The 19,124-nt window shown below is 63.3% G+C and carries 10 protein-coding genes and 1 pseudogene; all 11 read right to left on the bottom strand.

Going from position 1 to position 19,124, the window contains the following annotated elements; all coding sequences use genetic code 11:
- Nucleotides 1-9: 9 nt before the first annotated feature.
- Entirely contained in the window at nt 10-2,505 is a 2,496-nt protein-coding gene (gene pglZ, locus BN4348_RS38995; RefSeq protein ID WP_066911601.1) for a BREX-1 system phosphatase PglZ type A, read from the bottom strand.
- Nucleotides 2,502-6,041, bottom strand: coding sequence for a BREX-1 system adenine-specific DNA-methyltransferase PglX (pglX, locus tag BN4348_RS38990; protein ID WP_066911598.1), 3,540 nt, complete (start codon nt 6,039-6,041; stop codon nt 2,502-2,504). The genes pglZ and pglX overlap by 4 nt, the downstream gene beginning before the upstream one ends.
- Nucleotides 6,041-9,526, bottom strand: coding sequence for a BREX system P-loop protein BrxC (gene brxC / locus BN4348_RS38985; protein ID WP_066911619.1), 3,486 nt, complete (start codon nt 9,524-9,526; stop codon nt 6,041-6,043). Before brxC ends, pglX begins: the two co-directional genes overlap by 1 nt.
- 5 nt (nt 9,527-9,531) lie before the next feature.
- The gene (locus tag BN4348_RS38980) at nt 9,532-10,131 is read right to left on the bottom strand and encodes a DUF1788 domain-containing protein (protein WP_211145702.1); all 600 of its coding nucleotides are present in this window, start codon (nt 10,129-10,131) and stop codon (nt 9,532-9,534) included.
- Nucleotides 10,128-10,799 (bottom strand): DUF1819 family protein, encoded by a 672-nt coding sequence (locus tag BN4348_RS38975; RefSeq protein ID WP_235852686.1) that lies wholly within the window; start codon nt 10,797-10,799, stop codon nt 10,128-10,130. The genes BN4348_RS38980 and BN4348_RS38975 overlap by 4 nt, the downstream gene beginning before the upstream one ends.
- A 27-nt stretch (nt 10,800-10,826) precedes the next feature.
- Nucleotides 10,827-11,027, bottom strand: coding sequence for a helix-turn-helix domain-containing protein (locus tag BN4348_RS38970; protein ID WP_066911595.1), 201 nt, complete (start codon nt 11,025-11,027; stop codon nt 10,827-10,829).
- Between the two features lie 518 nt (nt 11,028-11,545).
- Nucleotides 11,546-13,378 (bottom strand): type VII secretion AAA-ATPase EccA, encoded by a 1,833-nt coding sequence (gene eccA / locus BN4348_RS38965; protein WP_066911592.1) that lies wholly within the window; start codon nt 13,376-13,378, stop codon nt 11,546-11,548.
- Nucleotides 13,379-13,984: 606 nt separating this feature from the next.
- Complete coding sequence (gene eccE / locus BN4348_RS62425; RefSeq protein WP_084454078.1) at nt 13,985-15,691, bottom strand: type VII secretion protein EccE; 1,707 nt, start codon at nt 15,689-15,691, stop codon at nt 13,985-13,987.
- Nucleotides 15,603-16,274 (bottom strand): annotated as a pseudogene (locus BN4348_RS61300) (S8 family serine peptidase); the annotation flags it as partial. The pseudogene BN4348_RS61300 and the gene eccE, both read right to left, overlap by 89 nt.
- A gap of 5 nt (nt 16,275-16,279) precedes the next feature.
- The gene (eccD, locus tag BN4348_RS38940; RefSeq protein WP_235852685.1) at nt 16,280-17,764 is read right to left on the bottom strand and encodes a type VII secretion integral membrane protein EccD; all 1,485 of its coding nucleotides are present in this window, start codon (nt 17,762-17,764) and stop codon (nt 16,280-16,282) included.
- 29 nt (nt 17,765-17,793) lie between these two features.
- Nucleotides 17,794-18,621, bottom strand: coding sequence for a MinD/ParA family ATP-binding protein (locus tag BN4348_RS38935; RefSeq protein WP_160040367.1), 828 nt, complete (start codon nt 18,619-18,621; stop codon nt 17,794-17,796).
- Nucleotides 18,622-19,124 lie beyond the last annotated feature (503 nt).

Raw genomic sequence — 19,124 nt, 5'->3', positions numbered from 1 at the left:
TGCACTCCTTTAGAAGTCGAAGTCGGTGGCGAAGGAACGCTTGAGCGTGTACATCGCCTTGGCGTAGACGCGCCACTGGTTGGTGTTGGGGATGCGCTCTTCGAGCCGGAACTCGACCGCTCGGTTGTTGTAGTCGTTGGCATCCTGGCTGAGCAGCATCCGAGCGCTCTGGTAGCGATCACGCTTGTCGGACGACGCCTGATCGAACGTCATCTCGATCTGGTTCGAGATCAAGGTCTCGCCGGCATAGAGGCCTGCACGAACTGTGCGCGGCTGTACTTTCTCGCTTACCGGCTCGGGCTGGAACAGGCGGACAACAACCTGCCCTGTCGTGATCTTGTCGGACTCCGGCCACACCTCGACGTTGACGAGACGGGTATCGCTCTTACGCTTCTTGTTGACAGCGAGAACCGGCACGACGATTTCCTGAAGTGTCGCGCCGCCGTGGACGAATCGCGAGCCACCGCCGGCCAGGCGGAGACGGTGGATCGACTTGGGGACCTGTACCTCCAGATCGCCGTCAAGCCCGAGCTGCGCGGAGTTGAACGTCGTGAATGCGATGTCAACCTTCAGCCCGTGGCCGAGGACGTAGCGCTTGTTGGTCACCTTGATGTCGTCACCGTGCGGTTGCATCGATAGGAAGAACGAGTCAGCAAGCGCTTCATCTTGGAACAAGAAACCGTGGTCAGCCGTGACGAAGATGTTGGTGGCGTTGGCATTCGCGACCTTTTTCACCAAATCGACCAAATCACGGAGGGTGTCGTCCACTGCCTCGAACACCTGCCGCTCCGAGATCGGGTCATCTCCGGTCTTGTCGATCCGGTTGTGATAGACGTACAGCACTCGATTCGATCTGAAGAGTGCGCGACGCTCGTCCGCGGTCATTCCCTTAAACTGCTCGGCCTGGACCGCTGAACCGCCCACGCTTTCAAGGATTTTGCGGCGGAATGCAGTTCCATTGGTGGGTTGGTCGTCCGCGAGCACCGTCTTCGCATCAGGCGAGTGCTTCAACGTCGAATGCGGAAGCAGCGCGGCCATTCCCAGCTGCGTGTAGCTCGGCAGCACCCCCAGGACCGCATCCAACGAGGCGTCGAAACGATCCTCCTGACGGATCCGGGAGCCGAGCTCCTCGGCCGCCTCGTAGCGAAGCGCATCGGAGATGATTACAACGGCCTTCTTATCGCCATCGCGCACCAGTGGCTCGATGTAGTCGCTATAGAAGGAGGCTTGCGGACGGAGTACCGACGAGGTCCACTTGTCCGCTGAGTCAACCTTCTGCTGCCAAGCGTTGCCGAGCTCATAAACGAACTTGTTGGTGTAGCGCTTCTCGACCTGCTCCCGCAGAGCCTCCAAAGGCTTCGGGTACTCGGCGGTGCGCGCCGCAAAAATGAACTGCCGATAGAGCTGGTCGACGCGAAACCACTCACGCCGGTAACGTTCAAGCGCCTCGTCGAACGACTGCGCTGCGAGGTCAAGCGACGCCAGTTCGGTCAGTAACTCCGATGCACTGGCGATCGCCATATACAGCTGCCGATAGCCGTCGATCCACACGCTGCTCTGCCGTGCACGTACAAGTTCGGCGACTTCGCGTGCCGATATGGTCTGCTCGGCCACCGCGCGAGCCAAATCACTGATGATCTTCTGGTCGGTCTCCTCGAAGATGTCGACGGACACGAGGTCGCGGAAGCTGACATCTTCAATAGACGAGGCATAGTCGAGGTCGCGGGCCGCGCGCTTGGCGACGGTGACAAAAGCCTCTTGGCTACGCCTGTCGTTCCGAAGGCTCGCAAAATCAAGCTGAATGTTCTGGAGGCCACCCGGTCGATCCGATTTGAACCCCTCGATCGCCTTCCGAAAGATCCACAGCACAAGGTCATCGACACTTGGTGACGAAGACTCGTATCCATAGATGGAAGCAACACCACGCCAATAGAAATCGTCCAGCCCGTAGTCGACGAGTGCGTCGTACTTGATTCGCTGCCCCGTGCCGTTCTCAACCAACAGTGCGCGAGTGATCTCTAGGAGACTGTGCTCGCGCTGCCCGAGCACGACGGCGGTGATCTTCGCTCGAAGCTTGGCCGGATCGTCCTCAGGGCTCAGGAGAGCCTTCAGGCTCTGGACTCGCTTGGTGGCGTTGAAGAACTTCTCGTGGGAGCGGACGACCTCATCGATGCCCTCGACGGTAAGCCCAAGATCTTGGGCGACCAAGGACGTGCGATCCGCCGTGAAGACCCCGTAAGCCAATTCCAGATCCAGCAACCAGTTCCCTACGCCATCAGGAACCTGTCCGGAGCGGTACACGAGGAACTTGCTCGTTGGCTCGTCGTGCAACAGCCGGTCCTTGATGCCGTATTCGTTGTTGGTAACCCGGATCGTCTGCACACCCGGCAGCGCAAGATTGTGTAGGTCCCCGGCGTACTGACCCTCTGGGTCGTGCCAGAACACGACGCGGTAGTCCTCGAAGCGACGCTCCAGATGCGGTCGGACTGTAGCGATTTCGCTCATTCGCTTGCCTCAAGTCCGGGAATCTTCTTCAGAGCGGCGCCGAACTTCGGGTAGTTCACCTTCACACCGTCGTCCAGATCGATTTCGATCTGGTGCGACGCCAATGGGTAGAGGACGTCGTGCTCGTACTCGTCGAGCTCCAGCAGGACCTTGCGGAGCCGATCCGTTTCCTTCTGCGCCGCCGCCTGCTGCCGAGGGGTACCACCACCGGCGGCAACGAGGCGCTCTTGGTGCTCAAGGCTGGACCTTAGCTTGGCCTTGAACTCGCGCAGGTACTCATTTAGCACGGTCGAAACTGTCGACGGCGTGTAGCGGTGCACGTAGATGAGCGCATTGAACGAGCCCTTAGGGCTTGAGAAGAGCCAATAGATCGGGCGTTTCTTGTAGCGCTGAACGTGGTCCTTGTAGAAGGACTTCACGAAGTAGTCGCGCAGGTCCTTCACCCCCAGGGATTCGGTGACGAATCGGAGGTTCTCCTCAAAATGCTGTTCGCCGAAGGCTGCACGCAAGAACTGGCGGAAGCGGGCGACCATGTCGTCCTCGAACCAGTCGCCGTCCACGATGGGGATGACGTTGTCCTTGTCCGGCATGAACGTGGGCGAGGAAACATTTGCGAGGTAGTCCTGCAACGTGGCGCCCTCATCAGCGAGGATTAGCCCCGGGGCGTCGAGGCTGTAGCGGCCCATCATGCACCCGACCGCGTAGGACACCAATTCCTTTGCCAGGTCGCTGAAGAACAGCGTCCGGTAATCCTCCTCACTGCGCTCCACACCCCTTGTTGGCGCATACCGAAAGTAGGGGTTCTGCGTCAGCGAAACCCGACTGAGCGGAACCATGCACTCCACTTCGTCCTCAAGCCCATAGAGCCTGGCGAAGTATTGGTTGTTCTCCTCCTCCAACTCTTGCGCACGTTTAGTGGTGGCGACAGCATTGTCCCAACGGGTCTTCGCGTGCGCCTCGAGGGCGCCGGCCCCGAACGCCACAAGCGGATTCACCCCGAAATCCCACGACGTCTCAAACAAATCCCAATCACACCGAAAAGTCGAAACAAGCTCATCAACAAGCGGTCCGACAACAGACGAATCCGCTGGGACAATAGGAATCTTGCCAACGTCGCCGATTTGAGCATGAATCGTCGGCGAAACTATCGCCAAGAACTTCGGACATACTGAAGAATTCAAGAATCCCTGAACACCGTTGCGTGCCGGCTCGCTGGGAAACAACGACATTCCGGAGACATCGTATACGAAGCCATCTGGGAACATACGAAACGGAGTCAGGCCCGATGATACGTCTGACCAGGAAATGCTTCGGCGAAAGTAGAAATTCGGATTACGAATAACTGACCGGGGCCGGAAGTCCCACAGATCCTTACCGTCGTCTTCCCAGTTGACAACGTAGTCTTGATTACCCCACCATCTGCGGAACGGACCACCCTTATTGTAGGGGAACCACTTCTTGCCAGATTCTTTTGCTTGCTGTCGGCTCTTCATGCCGAATCCAATCCGACTTTCACATACTTCAAACCATTGTCGTAGGAATCGGTTATTGTCCGCGGTGGCGAGGCCTTGTCGAGGGGAGGCGATGTCGGCGAGGCGAACCCCTTTGGCAAATGCATTCTTCATTGCACTGGAGAGCCAGTAGGCGATTGGCGCGTCTGGAATAAGTTTATAATCTGACTGTTTCGTCTCAAAGTGGTGGTACTCAGGATCACGAAACAGTCGCTCAATGACTTCTGGTTTGCGGACTTGTACGTGCTCGTCAAACAATCTGCGATATGTCGCTCGGTATCCGTCCGGCGCTGGGGCGTTGGTGACCGAGAATGCATCCGAGCCGAAGTCGGAACCGAAAATACCTCGCCCGAGGTGAAGAAACGACTCGATCCGTTGGCTGTCGAGAAACCATTCGCGAAACGCGGCGAAGGTTGAGAGGAACATCCATGAGGGCAGAACGATCATGCCCCACTGGCCAGACTGCACAGAGACTTCCGTCGCCCGGACCATGAATGCGGCTAGTAGGTCGTTCTTAGCGCCGGCGTAATTTGTTTCCACCCAGTTTTTCAGCTTCGGGGCCATGTTTCGGGCGGCGAGGTAGGGGGGGTTAGCGATCACTACGTTGTATTGTTGGTCGACGAGAGCTTTCGCTTGGCGCACTAGGTCGCGGGCTTGGATCGCATCGTTGGTGGCGTAGAGGTCGGCGGCGTTGGCCTCGAGTGTGTCGAGGGCGTTATCGAGGGCGGCGAGGGCGGCGGCGTTGACGCGGATCAAGGAGCCGAAGTAGTTCGCGTCGACGAAGCTGTAGAGCAACCGGCTCACCGCTTCGGCATCGGCCGGCGATCCATCGGCTCGCGGCTGCGTCGTGACTGTCTCTACGATCCGCTGGACCGAGGTCGGTTCGAACGTGATCGGGCGAATCCAGATGATGTCCGGCTGGATTCGCCGTTGCAGGAATCGGCGGTCACGCCCACGTGCCTTCATGGCAAGCGCAAACGAGGCGAGCTGTGCCGCCCGGTCGTCAACTTCCAGCCCGCGGAGGTTGTGGGTGAGGATTAGTTCGGAAATCGAGCTTGGTGTGTAGCCCTCCTCTTCGTAGATCGCATACAAGAGATCGAAGGCGTAGGTGAGCATGTGGGCGGAGCCGCAGGCAGGGTCGACTACCCGGATCTGCTCCGGGGAGCTCACAACGATGCCCGTGTCTTGTTGTCCCGCTAGCGGTTCGACGTAGTACTCCATGCGATCCCGTAGTCGACTGGAGGGGCGAGAACGCAACCACAACCGCCCAAGCGAATTCTCTACCAAATAGCGAACAATCCAGTGCGGAGTGAACAGCTGGGTGACCGGCGCCAGGTTATCGGCGCCGATCGGCACCTTGGAATCGTTGATCTGCTCCTTGAGTTCGATGATGTAGAACTGGTAGAGCCAGCCAATCACCTCGACGTCTTGGCACACGTCCTCGCTCAACACGTTGATGGCTCGGTTCAGCACCGAGTCATCTGCGAGCAGATTGGCCGGGATGAGCAGCTCGGTGAAGTCGCCCTCGCGCTCGAACATGAAGGGCATGGCACGGTTCCAGTGGCGGCAGTACTCGGTGAGCAGCAGCGCGTAGGCCTCGCCCTGCGGGTCGTCACTGCGGCGGGTTCCATTGAGCAACCCCGTGACAGATTCGCTCCTCTTTTTGCTGACCACCTCGGCGTCGATGTTGCCGCGTTTGGCCTCAGCGAGGACCTCTGGCTGCCCAACGTCGACCCCAGCTTGGGGCGAGACGACTCCAATACCGGTGTAGCCGTTGGCGTCCATGAATCGCAGAGCGATGATCCGGTTGAACCAGGTGTAGGCGACCCGGTCTGCCACCGCCGCACGACCTCTGTCACCACCGCCTGCAGCGATGACTGCCTTCTCCAGGGCTGCAACAGCTTTGGGCTGCTCGACTCTCTCCGGTGACGCCGGGGCCAGCACCACGGCGATGCGTGCGGTGACTTCGCGAATCAGCGCGGTGCGCGCCCATACAGCGAAGGATTTCAGCGGTGCGGTTTCCATCAGAGTGAGATTCGCTTTCCGTCCTTGAGCGCCTGGATCAGCGCAGCGCGCAGGGCAGTGAGGTACTTCTCGACGTCAGTGTCTGTTTCGAGAACGCCGGATGCTCCGGGCACGTTGACTGTCTTGATGGAGACCGTCCGCTTAGGGGGCGGAAGACCACCACCCTGTCGAGAAGCAGCGAGCTGATCGAGCAGCGACGGGTACACACTGTCTTCGAACTCGGCCCCGATCTGCAGGATGAGTGCGATCTGACCTTCTGCGCCGACTCGCGAGAGCACCTGGTCGATCTTCTGAACGACGCCCTGTTGAGCCTCGGCCGTGGCCTTCTCGTAGAAGGTGCTGCCGATTAGTTCAGCCTTGCGGTCGTCGATCGAGGTGGTGAGGGTTGCCCTGTTGGCTGCGACAACTTCGTCGACCTGGCTGCGGATTTTATCGGTCGCCTGCTTGAGATGCGCCATCCTGTTGCCCCGGAAGGCATTCGGGTCAGCGAGCGCGCTCCTAACGGCCTCGTCACTGCCGTTCGGCAGGTAACCAAGGTTGCTGCTGTGCGTAGCGAGCATTGCCACGGCCTCGTCGTAGATTGTGCGTTGCGCGCCGTTGAGGAACGACTGGATCGGATCGATGACGCTCTCCTTGGCGTCGAGCAGGTCGTTGCCAATGTTGAAGTCGGCGAGGTACCAGTCGTCGGTCTTGCCCACCGTCTCTTCGAGCAGACTGATGGGGCCGTTGAGCTGCTCAACGAAGGGGTACTTCGAGCCAGTGACGGTGGCCTTGAGTTCGTCAAGCTTTCCCTCCAGCTTGTCGGCGCCGTGGCGGGCGAGCTCCAGCGGATCTTTGGGCGCGTCGGCTTCGTCGAAGAAGTCGGTGCAGAACTTCCGGAAGGCCGTGACCTTGCGTTCGTCGAACGTTTTCTGCGGAGCGACGACCGCATGCGAGTGCTTCTGCGTGTTTCGCAGCGCGCCGGCCACTTCGCTTCGTTTGAGCACATTGCCATCCACTGTCAGGGTCACCTTCGAGGCACCGATCAGATAGGCCACGAACACCTCGATAGAGGCAAGGTCCCAGCCGTAGGGCTTTGTCTGGAAGTTGTCGACGATCGTCTTGACGGTGACCTGTTCGCCCAGTGCTTGCTTGCGGAGGATGAACGCCAGCACCTCCTCGCTGGGGGTGGAGAGCTTCGTCCATCCCGCGGCGTCGAAGAGACCACTGTCGGGGTTGGCAGCACCAGCCACCTGCTGCTCGCTGTAGGTGACACCCCCAAGTAGCTTGAGCTGGGTATAGGTGCGGCTGACGAGATCCTGGAAGCCGTCAGATACACGGGCGAGCGCGTCCTGCGAGCTTGAGGACACATCCGTGGCGTTGATGACCAGTGCCGACTTGCCCACAGCGCGGCCGACGCGCTCGATGAGCTCCTTCTCGCGGTCGACGTTCTGTGCAGCCCTCGACCGAAGGATTTGATCCTCGATCGCCGTGAGCGATGTGGTCTGCTTGCGCTTCGTGTACTTCTCGGTCTTGATGAGCAAGCGCAGATCCGATAGCACGCGCTCATCTGGTTCGAGGATGACGCGCAGCTCGTCCTTCCCGGCGCTGTGCATCCGCGTCTCGTCCGGCGTGTATGGGTACTCCGGCGTGATGAAGTGGATCGACAGTTCGCGTTGGGGTCCGTGGACCTGGTCGTCGAGCTTAAAGCCGAATGGGAAGTCTTGGCCGTTCTTGGCGTAGCGGAATTTGTTGGTCTTGATGACGTCGCCGGAGAGAATCTTGAACAGTCGTGCGCTCACTTCGGAGGCGTCGATGTCGACGTTCTTGATCTCTTCTTCGATGACCTGCTCTTCATTGGTCAGGTACTCGTAAATGTTGCCGTTGCGCTGGACGTATGTCTGCGTCTCCAGCAGGATCAGCGCTTCCTTGACATCTCCCGACAAAGCCGGGAGATCGAGACCGAAGCGGTCGTAGACGAGCACGGTCAGGTTGCGAGGTGTCGCCTTGAAGCTCTCGACGTACTTGACGAGGAAGAGCGCCTTAAGCAGGCGGACAGCCAACTTCGTGACCTTCGAATCGGGATTCGGCAGGTCGCGCTCCGCGCGCAGGACAGAGTTCTGGGCGGCCGACTTCAACGATGCCCGGATGCCGGCGAACATGTGGTCAAAGGTCGACAGACGCCCGACCTCCACGTCACCGATGTCCTTGGCAACCTGCTGGACCACACCGAGCATCGACCGCTCGCCGACCGAGCGGTTGCGACCCTCAAAAACGTTGTGGTCGGAGATACCTTCGATCGCTGCTTGGAATAGCGGAAACTGGTAACTGACAAAGGGATAGGTGTCGACGAAGTGAGCTTCGTCGGTGTAGTTGCGGTAGGTCTTGGCGCCGTCGACGAAGTCGAAGAGTGTCTTGAAGTTTGCCGACTCGTTGGCATAGATCGCTCTGAGTGCGGCGGCACCGGTCTCGTTCTTCTCGAGCAGGCGCTTGCGGATGACTTCTTCGACGTCTGCGCTGGTGAGCTTCACGCGGGTGTTGAAGCGGGCCTGGATTTTGGAGAAGTCGTTGCCCTGTTGCCTGGTGCGGTCGCCGACGACCTTGTCCATATCCTCCTGGGAAGTCACGAACACCCACGCGCGGCCCTGGCACTTCGTGTTGAGGCTCTCGGCGATGGTTTGAAGGTTGAGCATCAGGTGAGTGTTGGAGCCGATGAATTGGCCGACCTCGTCGACGAAGAAGTTGAGCCGGAAACCCTCGGGCTGCTTGTCCAGCCAACCCCTGATCTCGTCGGCGAAGTCCTCGATGGAGACGGAATATTCGTTGCGGTACTTGGTGAGGATGTTCGCCGGTGATCCTTGGTTTTGACTGCTGATTTCGGCATACGCCTTGGCCACGTTCGGCTCTTCCAGGACCCCTTCCTCACGCCCTTGGGTCCAATCGCGGCCAGCGATGCGCTTGTAGGCCACCTTGAACGCTTCGTACTGGCCGCGGTTGTCGAGGTCACGCTCGAAGCGAGCGACATGACCCTGGTTGCCGAAATAGCCGCGACTCTCGTCGAAGACCTTGACGAACACCTTGAGTAAAGCGTCGGTCTGGTCTTTCGTGATGAGCGTCGCTTTCTGGTCGATGTTGAACAGCAGGCTCTTGGCCGGGATGCGTTCTGCCTTGGTCAGCAGGGCCGGCAAAAAGGCGCCAGTTGCCTTGGCGCGGAAGCTTTCCGCGACTTCTGCTCGATCAAACTCCTGGCCTTCGACGTCACCGAGGAGATGGGCGAGCATCTTCAATAGATGCGACTTACCGCAGCCGAAGAAGCCGGAGATCCACACACCGTTGGCGTTGGTGTAGTTCGTGTAGGACTCAAGAAGCAGCTCAAGGCCTTTGGCCGCCTCATTGGTCACGACGTACTCGTCCACCTCGGTGCCCAGGTGCGCGGTGTCGTCCGCCTTGATGACACCTTCGATTGGGCGTTGCACGTCCTTGGCGAAGATCTTGTTGAGCAGCATCGGATTCACGCTTCCTGTTCCAAGATGTTCTTGGCTCGGTAGTACTGGTCGTCCTTCAGCCGCCCGAACAGAACGAGGGAGGAGCCGAGGGTGTCGGACTGCTCGTAGCGGCCAGGGAAGAACATGAGCATGGGCTTGCCGGTCACGACGCTCTGCAGGTTGTTCAGCACGTTGTGCGACCGGATGTATGGGAATACCTCGCCGATGCCAGTGAGGAAGAAGATGTCGAACTCGCCGTCGTCGATTTTGGAGCGGATCGCCGGCGCGATGTGCAGCTGCGGATCCAGCATGCCCTGGAGCAGTTCGCGGAAGTCTTCCTTGTCCTGGTCAGGCTCCGCGGCCAGGACACGCTCCCAGACGCCGCGCTCCTTGAGGATCTCGACGGAGAGGTCGTAGAGGTTGACCTCACAGACGCTGATGCCCTTCTGGCTCAGCCTGTTCTTGATCCGCTTCCTAGCGTGCGCCACGGCGAGGGCGTCCTCCGGTGCATACGGATAGATGAAGAAAGGAACCTCGTTGCTGAGGCCCTCCATCTGGAGGAACCGCTTCCCGCTTAGCACCGCGAGCATGTGCTCCTCTTGCTTGGTCAGGTCGTTACGGTTCACCGCGCACCACCTCCCGTCGGAAAGAAGCGGATGTCGCTCGGCGTGCGGGCGGCCAGCGCGTCGTTGACTCGGGTCGACAGCACCACCTGGAGGATGCGGCCGTCTTCGCTCAGGAGGCCCGCCTCGACGAGCATGCGAAAGACATTGGAGCGCAGCTTGCGCAGGGTAGAGTCCTTGACACCAGCGACTTCCTCGTGCCAGAGCGCCTTGCTAAGGATGAAGCTGTCGAAGTCGTCGTGATCGAGCGTCGGAGTCAGCAGGAGGAAGCGCTCGCGAAGCACCTCCTCGGCGAACTCGCCGATCAGGTCGTAGTGCCGGCAAGCGGCGGCCCACAGTAAGTGACCGCGCTCCGATGTCGTCGAGTCCACAAGCAGCTCAAGTTCGCACTCGGTCAAGACGGCGAGACGCTGGGCCACCTCGCGTGCGCGCCTGTGCCCGGTAGAGACGGTACGGGCCTGGAGGAGGTTGTCCTCTTCGATGAGCTGGCGGACCTTGGCCCAGTCGTGCTCGCGGAGGTAGATCGGGGCGGCGATGAGTGCTTCCCGCATAACGAGGGCACCGGTGGTGAACGACAGCGCGTAGCGCGATGCGCGCGGCGTGTCCGTCATCGTGTGCACCTCCTTCAGGCCATGAACAAAGTCGATCAGGGTATCGCCACCGTCAGACATTTCCGCCTACCGGCGACCAGTAGCGCGTCACTCGGTCGGGAGCGGCTCGTCAGAGATGGCTGCTCCGCCGTTGCGGACCCACCCGTCGACCTCGCTCGCCTGGAACTTCCAGAGGCGACCGACCTTGTGGGCGGGCATCGCCTTGTCGGAGATCCATGAGTAGACCGTGTCCTTCGTGACGCCAAGGTGGGCGGCGATGTCGTCGGCAGACAACCAAGGTTCGGACAAAGCAGATCCTCCGCTCCGGCGAAACCCGATTTAACTGGGGATGACCGAGCCTAGCCGAGGATGATGCCGGTTTTGTGGGTTATTGACGTATCGTCGTGAATACTCCAGCAACACGAGGTAGACAAAGCAGGGAAGCGCGGTGAGCGCATCGAGGACATAATGGCCGGCCTCGACAGCAAGGATCTGGAGCTGCGCCGCCGGTCGTGCAGCAGGCCAAGGTCAATCCACGAAGCAGTTCGTCGAGTCCCCTGACTTCGACGACGCCGTCACCGGCGCGGTCGCCGACAACCGCGGCGCGCACGAGAAGATGAGCGATTACTTCCTCACCAACGCGCCAGGCCGGTCACGACTGATCTCCGACATCGCCAAATGCTTCTACCAAGTCGTCTCCTCGCAGTGAAGTGCTCGGGATCAGACGGCGTCCGTCGTTACGCTGCACCAAGTGTGCAGTCGTGAGCATCTGCTCAGGCCAACGTAAGTCAGGTGTGGGTAAGACGAGCGAAATACCACTTTTCGCCTCATTCGGAGCGCTTCTCGGACACCGCTGCACGTAAACCCTCGGCCAGGTCCTCGCGGGTCAGCTCGCGCAGCCGTTGCAGCTGCTCGGCGCTGACCTCGACGTCGTCGCTGGCCAGCAGGTCATCGAGCTCGGTGGTGTCGAGGCGGTCATTGCGGTGATCGCGGGCCTTTTCCACCACGTTGCGCACAAACCCGGCATTGCCCAACACGTCTATGCCGCGGATCAAATCGCCTTCGGCGGTGATGTTTTCGTCGGCATAGAACCTCTCGAAATCCGGGCGCAGCACCTCAACGGCCTCATCGGTGGTCACGTCTTCGTCTTCGCCCACCATCAGCTTGGTCAGCTCGATCAGCTCGGGCGGGGTGTAGCTGTGGAACTCGATCACGGTCGAAAACCGCCGCCGCAGACCCTGATTGACTTCCAGCATCCGCGCGGTGGCTTTGGCGTAGCCGGCGCCGAACACCACCAGCTCGTCGCGGTGATTCTCCATATACAGCAGCAGCGTGTTGATGATCGCGTTGCCGTACGGGTCGCCGGTGGAATAGCCGCGCTCGTGCAGCGTGTGCATCTCGTCGAAAAACACCGCCCCACCCAGAGCCCCTTCGAGCATCTCTTCGGTGTTCTTCTCCGCATCAGCCATGTAGCGGCCCAACAACTTGGCGCGGCTGGTCTCCACCACCAGCGGTTTGCGCAGCACCTTAAGCCCGCACAGCTGCTTGGTGAAAGCCCTTGCCACCGACGTCTTCCCGGTCCCCGGCGGACCCAGCAACAACGTGTGCCGAGAGGTCACCGGCACCCGCAGTCCCACCTTGGCGCGCGCCAGATTGACCTTCGTGGTCGAGCGGATGCGTTTGATTTCCCGCTTGGCCGCCTCCATGCCCAGCATGGCGTCCAGCTCGGCTTGCCCCTCGGCCAAATACTCCGAGGCCTTCTCGGCGTCGCGGGCCGTCTCGGTCTCTAGTCGGCTCGGGGCGCTTGCCGGGTCCCACGGGTCGGAGCGCGCCTCGATGGTTTCTGGGTCGGTCAGCACCAGCCGGCGGGTCGCGTCGTCCATCGCCTCGCGGGCCGGGGTGAATTTCGGGTCGCGCGAATACACCCGGCGCAGCAGCTGGGCGGCCTCATCTTCGCGGCCCAGGTGGCGAAGACACATCGCCTGGGTGTAGAGGATCACGGTGGCGGCCTGGGGCACGCGGTCATCGCCGGCGGCTCTCTCCCCGCGGCGAAACGCATCCTCGAACACCCCCAGCGACGCCAACGCTGTGGTGGCCATCGCGGTAGCCGCGCACTCGTATTCGGCCCGATACCAACGCTTGTCGACCCGGAACAGGCGCAGCACATCGGTCCAGCGTTGGGTGCGGAAATGCAGCAGCCCGGACACGTAGCAGGCCATGTCGGCGTCAAAGGGATCAGAGGGCCTGCCAGCCGAGCTGAGCAGCTCATCAGCTTGGCTGTAGTTGGCTTCGCGGATCAACACTGTCGCGTACGCGCAGCGCAGCGCATCCACCGAGCTGATCGGCAGCTGCAAAAACAGTCCGTCGAACACCAAGGGGCGAAAATCGGCGCCCAGCACCTGCAGCCGGCGGATCTCCCATCCGAAGGTTTCTGCGGCCGCCCAGGCCCCGGCCAGGACCTCAACCGTGTCCTCACCGGCCAGCACCCGGCCCATCCAGCCGTCACACACGCTCGGTTCGGCGCGGGTAACCGTGCGAAACATCTCCGCGGCCACCTGCCGGTTATGGCTAGGCACCAAGCCGCCCACACCGATGCCCGATGCCAGCAGCCCGCGGCGAAAAGCGCTGCGGGCCGGGGTTTCTGCGTCAATGCCTGTCATGGTCAGCTTCGAATGCTAGCCCGTTAGGCTGCCCGGCGTGGGCCCGCGTCGGTCACGCGGCGCTCATAATCGAGGTTGATGCGTAGCCGATATTGAAACGCCCATGTGCGGATCACCGCCGCTCCGGCGCTCTCCTGCTCGATATGAATATCGGCGCCGCTGGCCGAGCGTCTGCCGACCGTGCGCACCGTGACCGCCGCCCCCGCCGGCGCCTGGCCGCCCACCCCGTCGTAGACGATCACATACGGGTACAGCGAGGCCGGTAACTGCTCGGCCAGCCCCGCCGCGCCGACCACCTGTAGCCCGGCCCCGGTGACCGGCTGCCAGCGTTGGGGGCGATTGGTGCACACCAGGACCTGGTAGCCGGTTGCGGCCGCGCGCAGCGCCACCTGCACCAGCAGTGCGAACTCCCCGGAGATCGTCACCGTGGCCAGCTCGGTCGGGTCACGCAGATCAACCAGCAGCGGGTGGCCGCTGGCAGTGGTGCNGCCCACCAGCCCGGCCGGCCGCCGACAGCCGCGCCCGCCGCCACCACCGCGACGTCGACGACGAACAACGCCACCAGCCGCGGCCAGCCGGCCGCCACGCTCAACGGGAAGGTTGACTTCATGAGCGGGCCCCCCGCCGGCGCATCAATGCTGCCGAGCCCAGTACCACCGAACCCAGCAGCGCCAGCCCGCCCACACCGGCGCCGGCCACCCACACCGGGGTCATGTCGCGGCCCACCTTCGGCGGTGCCAGTACCAGCGGGGCCGCTAAGCGTTGCGGCCCAACAGGTTCCCCGGACGGCAGGTCATAGGTCAGGGCGGCCACCGGGTCGACGATGCCGTGCCCGACCTGATTATCCACCCCGCGGGCCGGCGCTCGTGCGGTGGCCAGTAGCCGGTTGATCACCTGATGGGCCGTTAACTGCGGGTACTTCGCGCGCACCAGCGCGGCCACACCCGAGACGATCGCGGCCGAAAAGGAGGTGCCCGCGGGGGCCACCAGCGTGTTCTTGGTCCCCTCGACGGCGTTCATCAGCCCGTCGTCGCGCGGCGAGAGGCTTTCGACGTCGGTGCCCGGTGCCGCGATCGACACCCAGGGTCCGGCCATGCTGCTATCCAGCGGAGCACCGGTGGAATCCACCGCGCCCACCGTGAGCACGTAATCAGAAAACCACGCCGGCGTGGCCACCGTGGTCACCCCGGCCCAATCGCGAGGATCGTTGGGGGTCAACGGGTTATAGATCGGGTTCTGCTTGCAGTCGTTGCCGCCCTCGTTGCCGGCGTTGCCCGCCGCCGCCACGATCACCACGTTTCGGTCTGCGGCCGCGTAGTGAATCGCGGCCCCCAAATCGCGCTGATCAATCATGTCGGTCGCGGTCATACACGACACCTCCGAAATGTTGATGACCGTGGCGCCCATGTTGGCCGCGTGCACGATCGCGCGTGCCATCGTGCGGATATCGCCGGCTTTGCGCCGCGNCCCGCGCGCCGGTACCGCCAGCCAGCGGCTTGCGCTCAACAGCCCGGCGCGCAGCGCGGCGTCGTGACGACCCGCAAAGGGGTTCAGCCCGGTCAGCGGCGGCTCGGCCAGCGGCCCGCCGGTGTGATAGCGCACCATCACCCCCGCTGTGATGGCCCCGGTGTCGCTGCGGCGCAGCTGCACCGACACCACGGTGGCATGGGTGTCCGGCGCCCACAACCGGTCAATCGCGGTGCTGGAAATGTCGCCCGGCGACATCCAATAGTTCTGCACATAACCGCCCGCGTGGCGCAACCGGCCCCACCCTGGCCTCAAGCCCTTCGGGTCGATACCGGCCAGCACCGCCTCATCGGCGGCGCGGATCTGGGCCGCGGTCAACACCCGCGCCGGGATACGCAAACTGGTCAGCTCCGCGGCCAGCCATTCGGCCGCCGCGCTCATCGTGGCCGCCACCGACTCGCGCCACACAATCGCCCGCGCACTGGCCAGCGCGTCCAGCCGCACCACCAGCCAGGTGCGGCGCTGCCCGACCGCGGGATGATCACCCACCTCGGCCGAATACACCGGCGCATACGGGTGATGTGTTTTGGGGGCCCGCCGCGCGCCCGCGGAGACGATGTCGATGCCCTGCAGGCTCACATCGAACTGGCTCAGCCCGGCGGCCACCGCCTCTAGGGGCAGCTTCGCCAAGGATTCCACCCGCGGGTAATCCAACACCGAGGGGCTGTGCGGCGGCCCGTCGACAGCGACCACCGCCACCAAATGCGGGCCCACNCTGGGGGGCCGGCTTGGCCTGCCCGGCGGGCACCACGACCTGTTGGTGTGGGCGGGGCTGCCAGCTCGCACCGTCCGGCGGCGGCGGAGGCGGTGCAGGCGGCACCTGCACGGTCACCGTTTGTGGTGGCGGCGGAGGAGGTGGGGCCTCAGTGGTCGGCACCGTGTCAGGATGGCGGCCCTGGCGCGGCGGAGGCGGCGGCGTCTTGCCGTCGGCTGGCTGGGCGGCGATCAGGGAGGCCACGATCGTGCCGTGCGCGTCACAATCGGACAGGCCATCCCCACCGGCCACCACATAGTCACCGCCGCCGATGAGATCGGGCAGCCGCGGATGCGGGCTGACCCCAGTGTCGATCACGGCCACCCGCTGCCCGGCGCCGCGGCCAAAACGCCACATCTCAGCCAAATCCAGCATGTCCAAGTAGTGCGGCTGCACCCGGTAGTCCGTGCCCGGCAAGGTACCCACCTTGGTGCAAAAAGCGCCCTGGCGCATCGGCTGATCCGGGCCCGGCGGCCCATCGGGCGGGGTGGCGCCCACATCAATCTGCGGGGGCTCCACCGCTCCGACCGGGGGGGCACCCCACAACCCTGTGAACCCCACTACCACGACAGTCGATACCGCCGCACACAGCTTTGCACGACTCACCAAAACCACTCCTGCTACCGGTACCGGATCGCGGCCAACACACCCATAAGCCAAAACGACAACGGGAAAATGCCGGTCAAGCACACATATTCGACCCACTCGACCACTTTGCGGAACGTCGGTGTGTAGAAGCGGTTGGGCACCACCACACCGGCCACCAGCCCGGCCACCGGCACCGCGATCATCACCGATGCCCCCACCAGCAGTGCGGGCATCGTCCACAGCCCCAGCACGAAACGCCCGGCCACCCCGATCACCAGCGTCACGGCGGCCAACGCCAGAATCGTCGCCTGCCAGCGATCAGTGAACGAGCGGCCCCGCAGCAACACCGCGACCGCCACCAGGCCCGCCAATACCAGCGGCAGCCAGCGCCGCGAAGCGTGCGGATCGCACAACCCCACACCGCACACCACCGCCAAAGATGTTGTCGCGACCAACAACCCAGTCAGGTAGGAGTGCGCCCGGTCGGTGGCCACCGTCACCTCGCGCACCGACTCAGGCCCGGCGAACGTGGCGACCTGGCCGCTGGCCACCGCATGATCAGCCGGCAAATCCGGGCGTGCCTCAAAGATCCAGCGCCCCGACGCCGAGGGGAACACCGGCAGGCGAATCCCGGCCGCCCAGCGCGCCATGGTGGGCGACACATGCATCCCCATCAGCGCCACCAGCAGCAGCACCGTCAACAGGATCGGCGCCGAGGTCACCAGCACCATGCGCACCACACCCACCGCCACCCCGGCGGCCGCGCTGACGATCACCGCCGTGCCCAACGCAATATGGCGGCCCGTGAACCGCACCACCAGCACCGCGGCGAACAGGACCGTCGCCAATCCCAGCGCGGCGTGCGGGGCGCCCACCGGCCCGGGCACCGCACCCGCAGCACCCACCGCCGCCGGTATGCATCCGGTCAACAGCAGCGTGTCACCGACGCCGCGCGCCACCACGCTGGCTTGGCGCGCCAAGATAATCACCGCCGCCGCCAGCAGCATCGCGGCCAGACCACCGCAGTAGGCGGCCGGCGCCCAGCCCAGGTGCCCATAACGCCACCGCCCCAACAGTGCGGTGCCCGCCAGCACCCCGGCCACCACCATGCCCGCGCCGACGCGGGCCGCCCACACCGGGGTGACAGCCGGCCACCGCTTAGTGAGCTCGGCGGCCACCGCCGAGGTGACATGCTCGACGACGTTGATACGGGCCTCGGTGTCCGCGGCGAACCGCAGCCACAGCCGGGTGCCGTCGCTGACCCCTTGGGCTGCCAAGGACAGTCCCGGCTTCAGCGGGCTGCCATCCACCCAGCACAGCGTCCAGCGGCCCCGTGGGCCCGCCGTCAGCGCCGGCTGCCCCAGCTCACCAAGGCGGGTATTGACTAAGTCCACCAACGCCGCCAACTGCACCGACACCGGGGCGGCGGCGTCGAGCACCACCCCGATCTTGGTGACCCCGGCGATGACCGCGACCAAGACCCGGTCGGGCAGGGCCGGTCCGGCCGAGGCGGTCACGGGGTTGGTTGTTGTCGACCGTTCGATAGTCACGCGCTCAGCGCCCCCGCGGTGGGGAACCCTTCGGCCAGCTCGGCGGCCAGCTCCAAAAACGCCAGCCGGGTGCGTTTGTGCAGGGCCGGAAAGTCCAGCGTGTCCGCATCCCGCAGGTGCGGGTCCCACGGGATCGTCTTGACCGAGCGCACCCGAGGCCCCACCGTCTCGGTGATATGGGAGATGAACGTCTTATTCGCGCAGTCATGGGTGTCGTTGAGCACGATCACTGACCGCTTGAGCAGCTCGTGGCCGTTTCGGGCGGCCAGCCAGTCGACCGTGGTCTCGATCGCCAAGCCGCCCTCGGCAGTACAGGAGCCGATGATCATCAACGCATCCGAGACCGACAGCACCGCTTTGAAGAACTCGGTTTCGACGTCGGCGCCGCAATCCACCAGCGCCAGTTGGTAAAAGCGGCGTGTCAAGGTGACGGTGTCGAAAAACGTTGTCGCGTCGAGGTCCATCGGATTGGCGACATTTTGGTTGCCCGCCAACACCTCGAGGCCCTGCTTGTTTTGTCCGGTGAAATGACGTGCCTTGGGATAGTCGACCACGACGTCTTTGGCGGCAAGGAAATCACGAATTGAGCTCAGCGCCTTGGGATCAACGAAACGACCCAGACCGCCGTAGGTGGTGTCGGCGTCGATCGCGATCACCTGTTGTTTGCGCTCATCGGCGAACACGGTGCCCACGCCGGCGGTCACCCGCGTCTTGCCGACTCCGCCTTTGACCGATATCGACGCGATTTGATAATTGCCGGGAATGTTGGAGGTGACCCGCGCCTTCCAGTCGCGCAGCTTGCGCTCGTGAGGGCCCGCGCCCAAATTAACCAGTCCGCCTGTGCACGCGTAAACCGCTTTGCGCCAACCGATTTCGGCCGGTTCGCGGCGGCGTTTCACGACTTCCTCGACCTGGACATGCCTGATGGGTGCCGAGCCGGCAGTGCGAAGGTCCGCCCGCGGTGCCCACCGTTGCGACGGGTCGATACGCGGCGGTGACCACCCCTGCGGCGGCGGCGGTGACTGGTTGCGCTGGTCGAAGTGCGGGCGCGGCGGGATCAGTGCGGGCGCCGCAGCATCCGGGCTACTGGCCGCTGACACTTCCGCGCCCGGCGTCCGCGCCGCCGGCGGCCACGGCACCGCGTTGGGGTGCCCGACGGGCGGCGCCGGGCCGAACGAAGGCCCGGCGGGCCCAGGAGGCGGCGGCGGTGGTGGTGGTGGTTCGGGTGCAGCGTGAGCGCCTTCACTGCCATCCGGCGCCGCTGACGCGCTGCCGGGTTCCGGCGGCCACCCGGCCTCTGCACTGTCGCCTTCCGCGGGTGGCGGTG

The organism is Mycobacterium interjectum, assembly GCF_900078675.2.
Taxonomy (GTDB): domain Bacteria; phylum Actinomycetota; class Actinomycetes; order Mycobacteriales; family Mycobacteriaceae; genus Mycobacterium; species Mycobacterium interjectum.
This window is presented reverse-complemented; position numbering and strand designations above follow the sequence as displayed.

Excerpts from the sequence above, each read along its gene's own strand:
- pglZ (WP_066911601.1), bottom strand. The coding sequence starts at position 2,505 with ATGAGCGAAATCGCTACAGTCCGACCGCATCTGGAGCGTCGCTTCGAG.
- pglX (WP_066911598.1), bottom strand. The coding sequence starts at position 6,041 with ATGGAAACCGCACCGCTGAAATCCTTCGCTGTATGGGCGCGCACCGCG.
- brxC (WP_066911619.1), bottom strand. The coding sequence starts at position 9,526 with ATGCTGCTCAACAAGATCTTCGCCAAGGACGTGCAACGCCCAATCGAA.
- BN4348_RS38975 (WP_235852686.1), bottom strand. The coding sequence starts at position 10,799 with ATGTCTGACGGTGGCGATACCCTGATCGACTTTGTTCATGGCCTGAAG.
- eccA (WP_066911592.1), bottom strand. The coding sequence starts at position 13,378 with ATGACAGGCATTGACGCAGAAACCCCGGCCCGCAGCGCTTTTCGCCGC.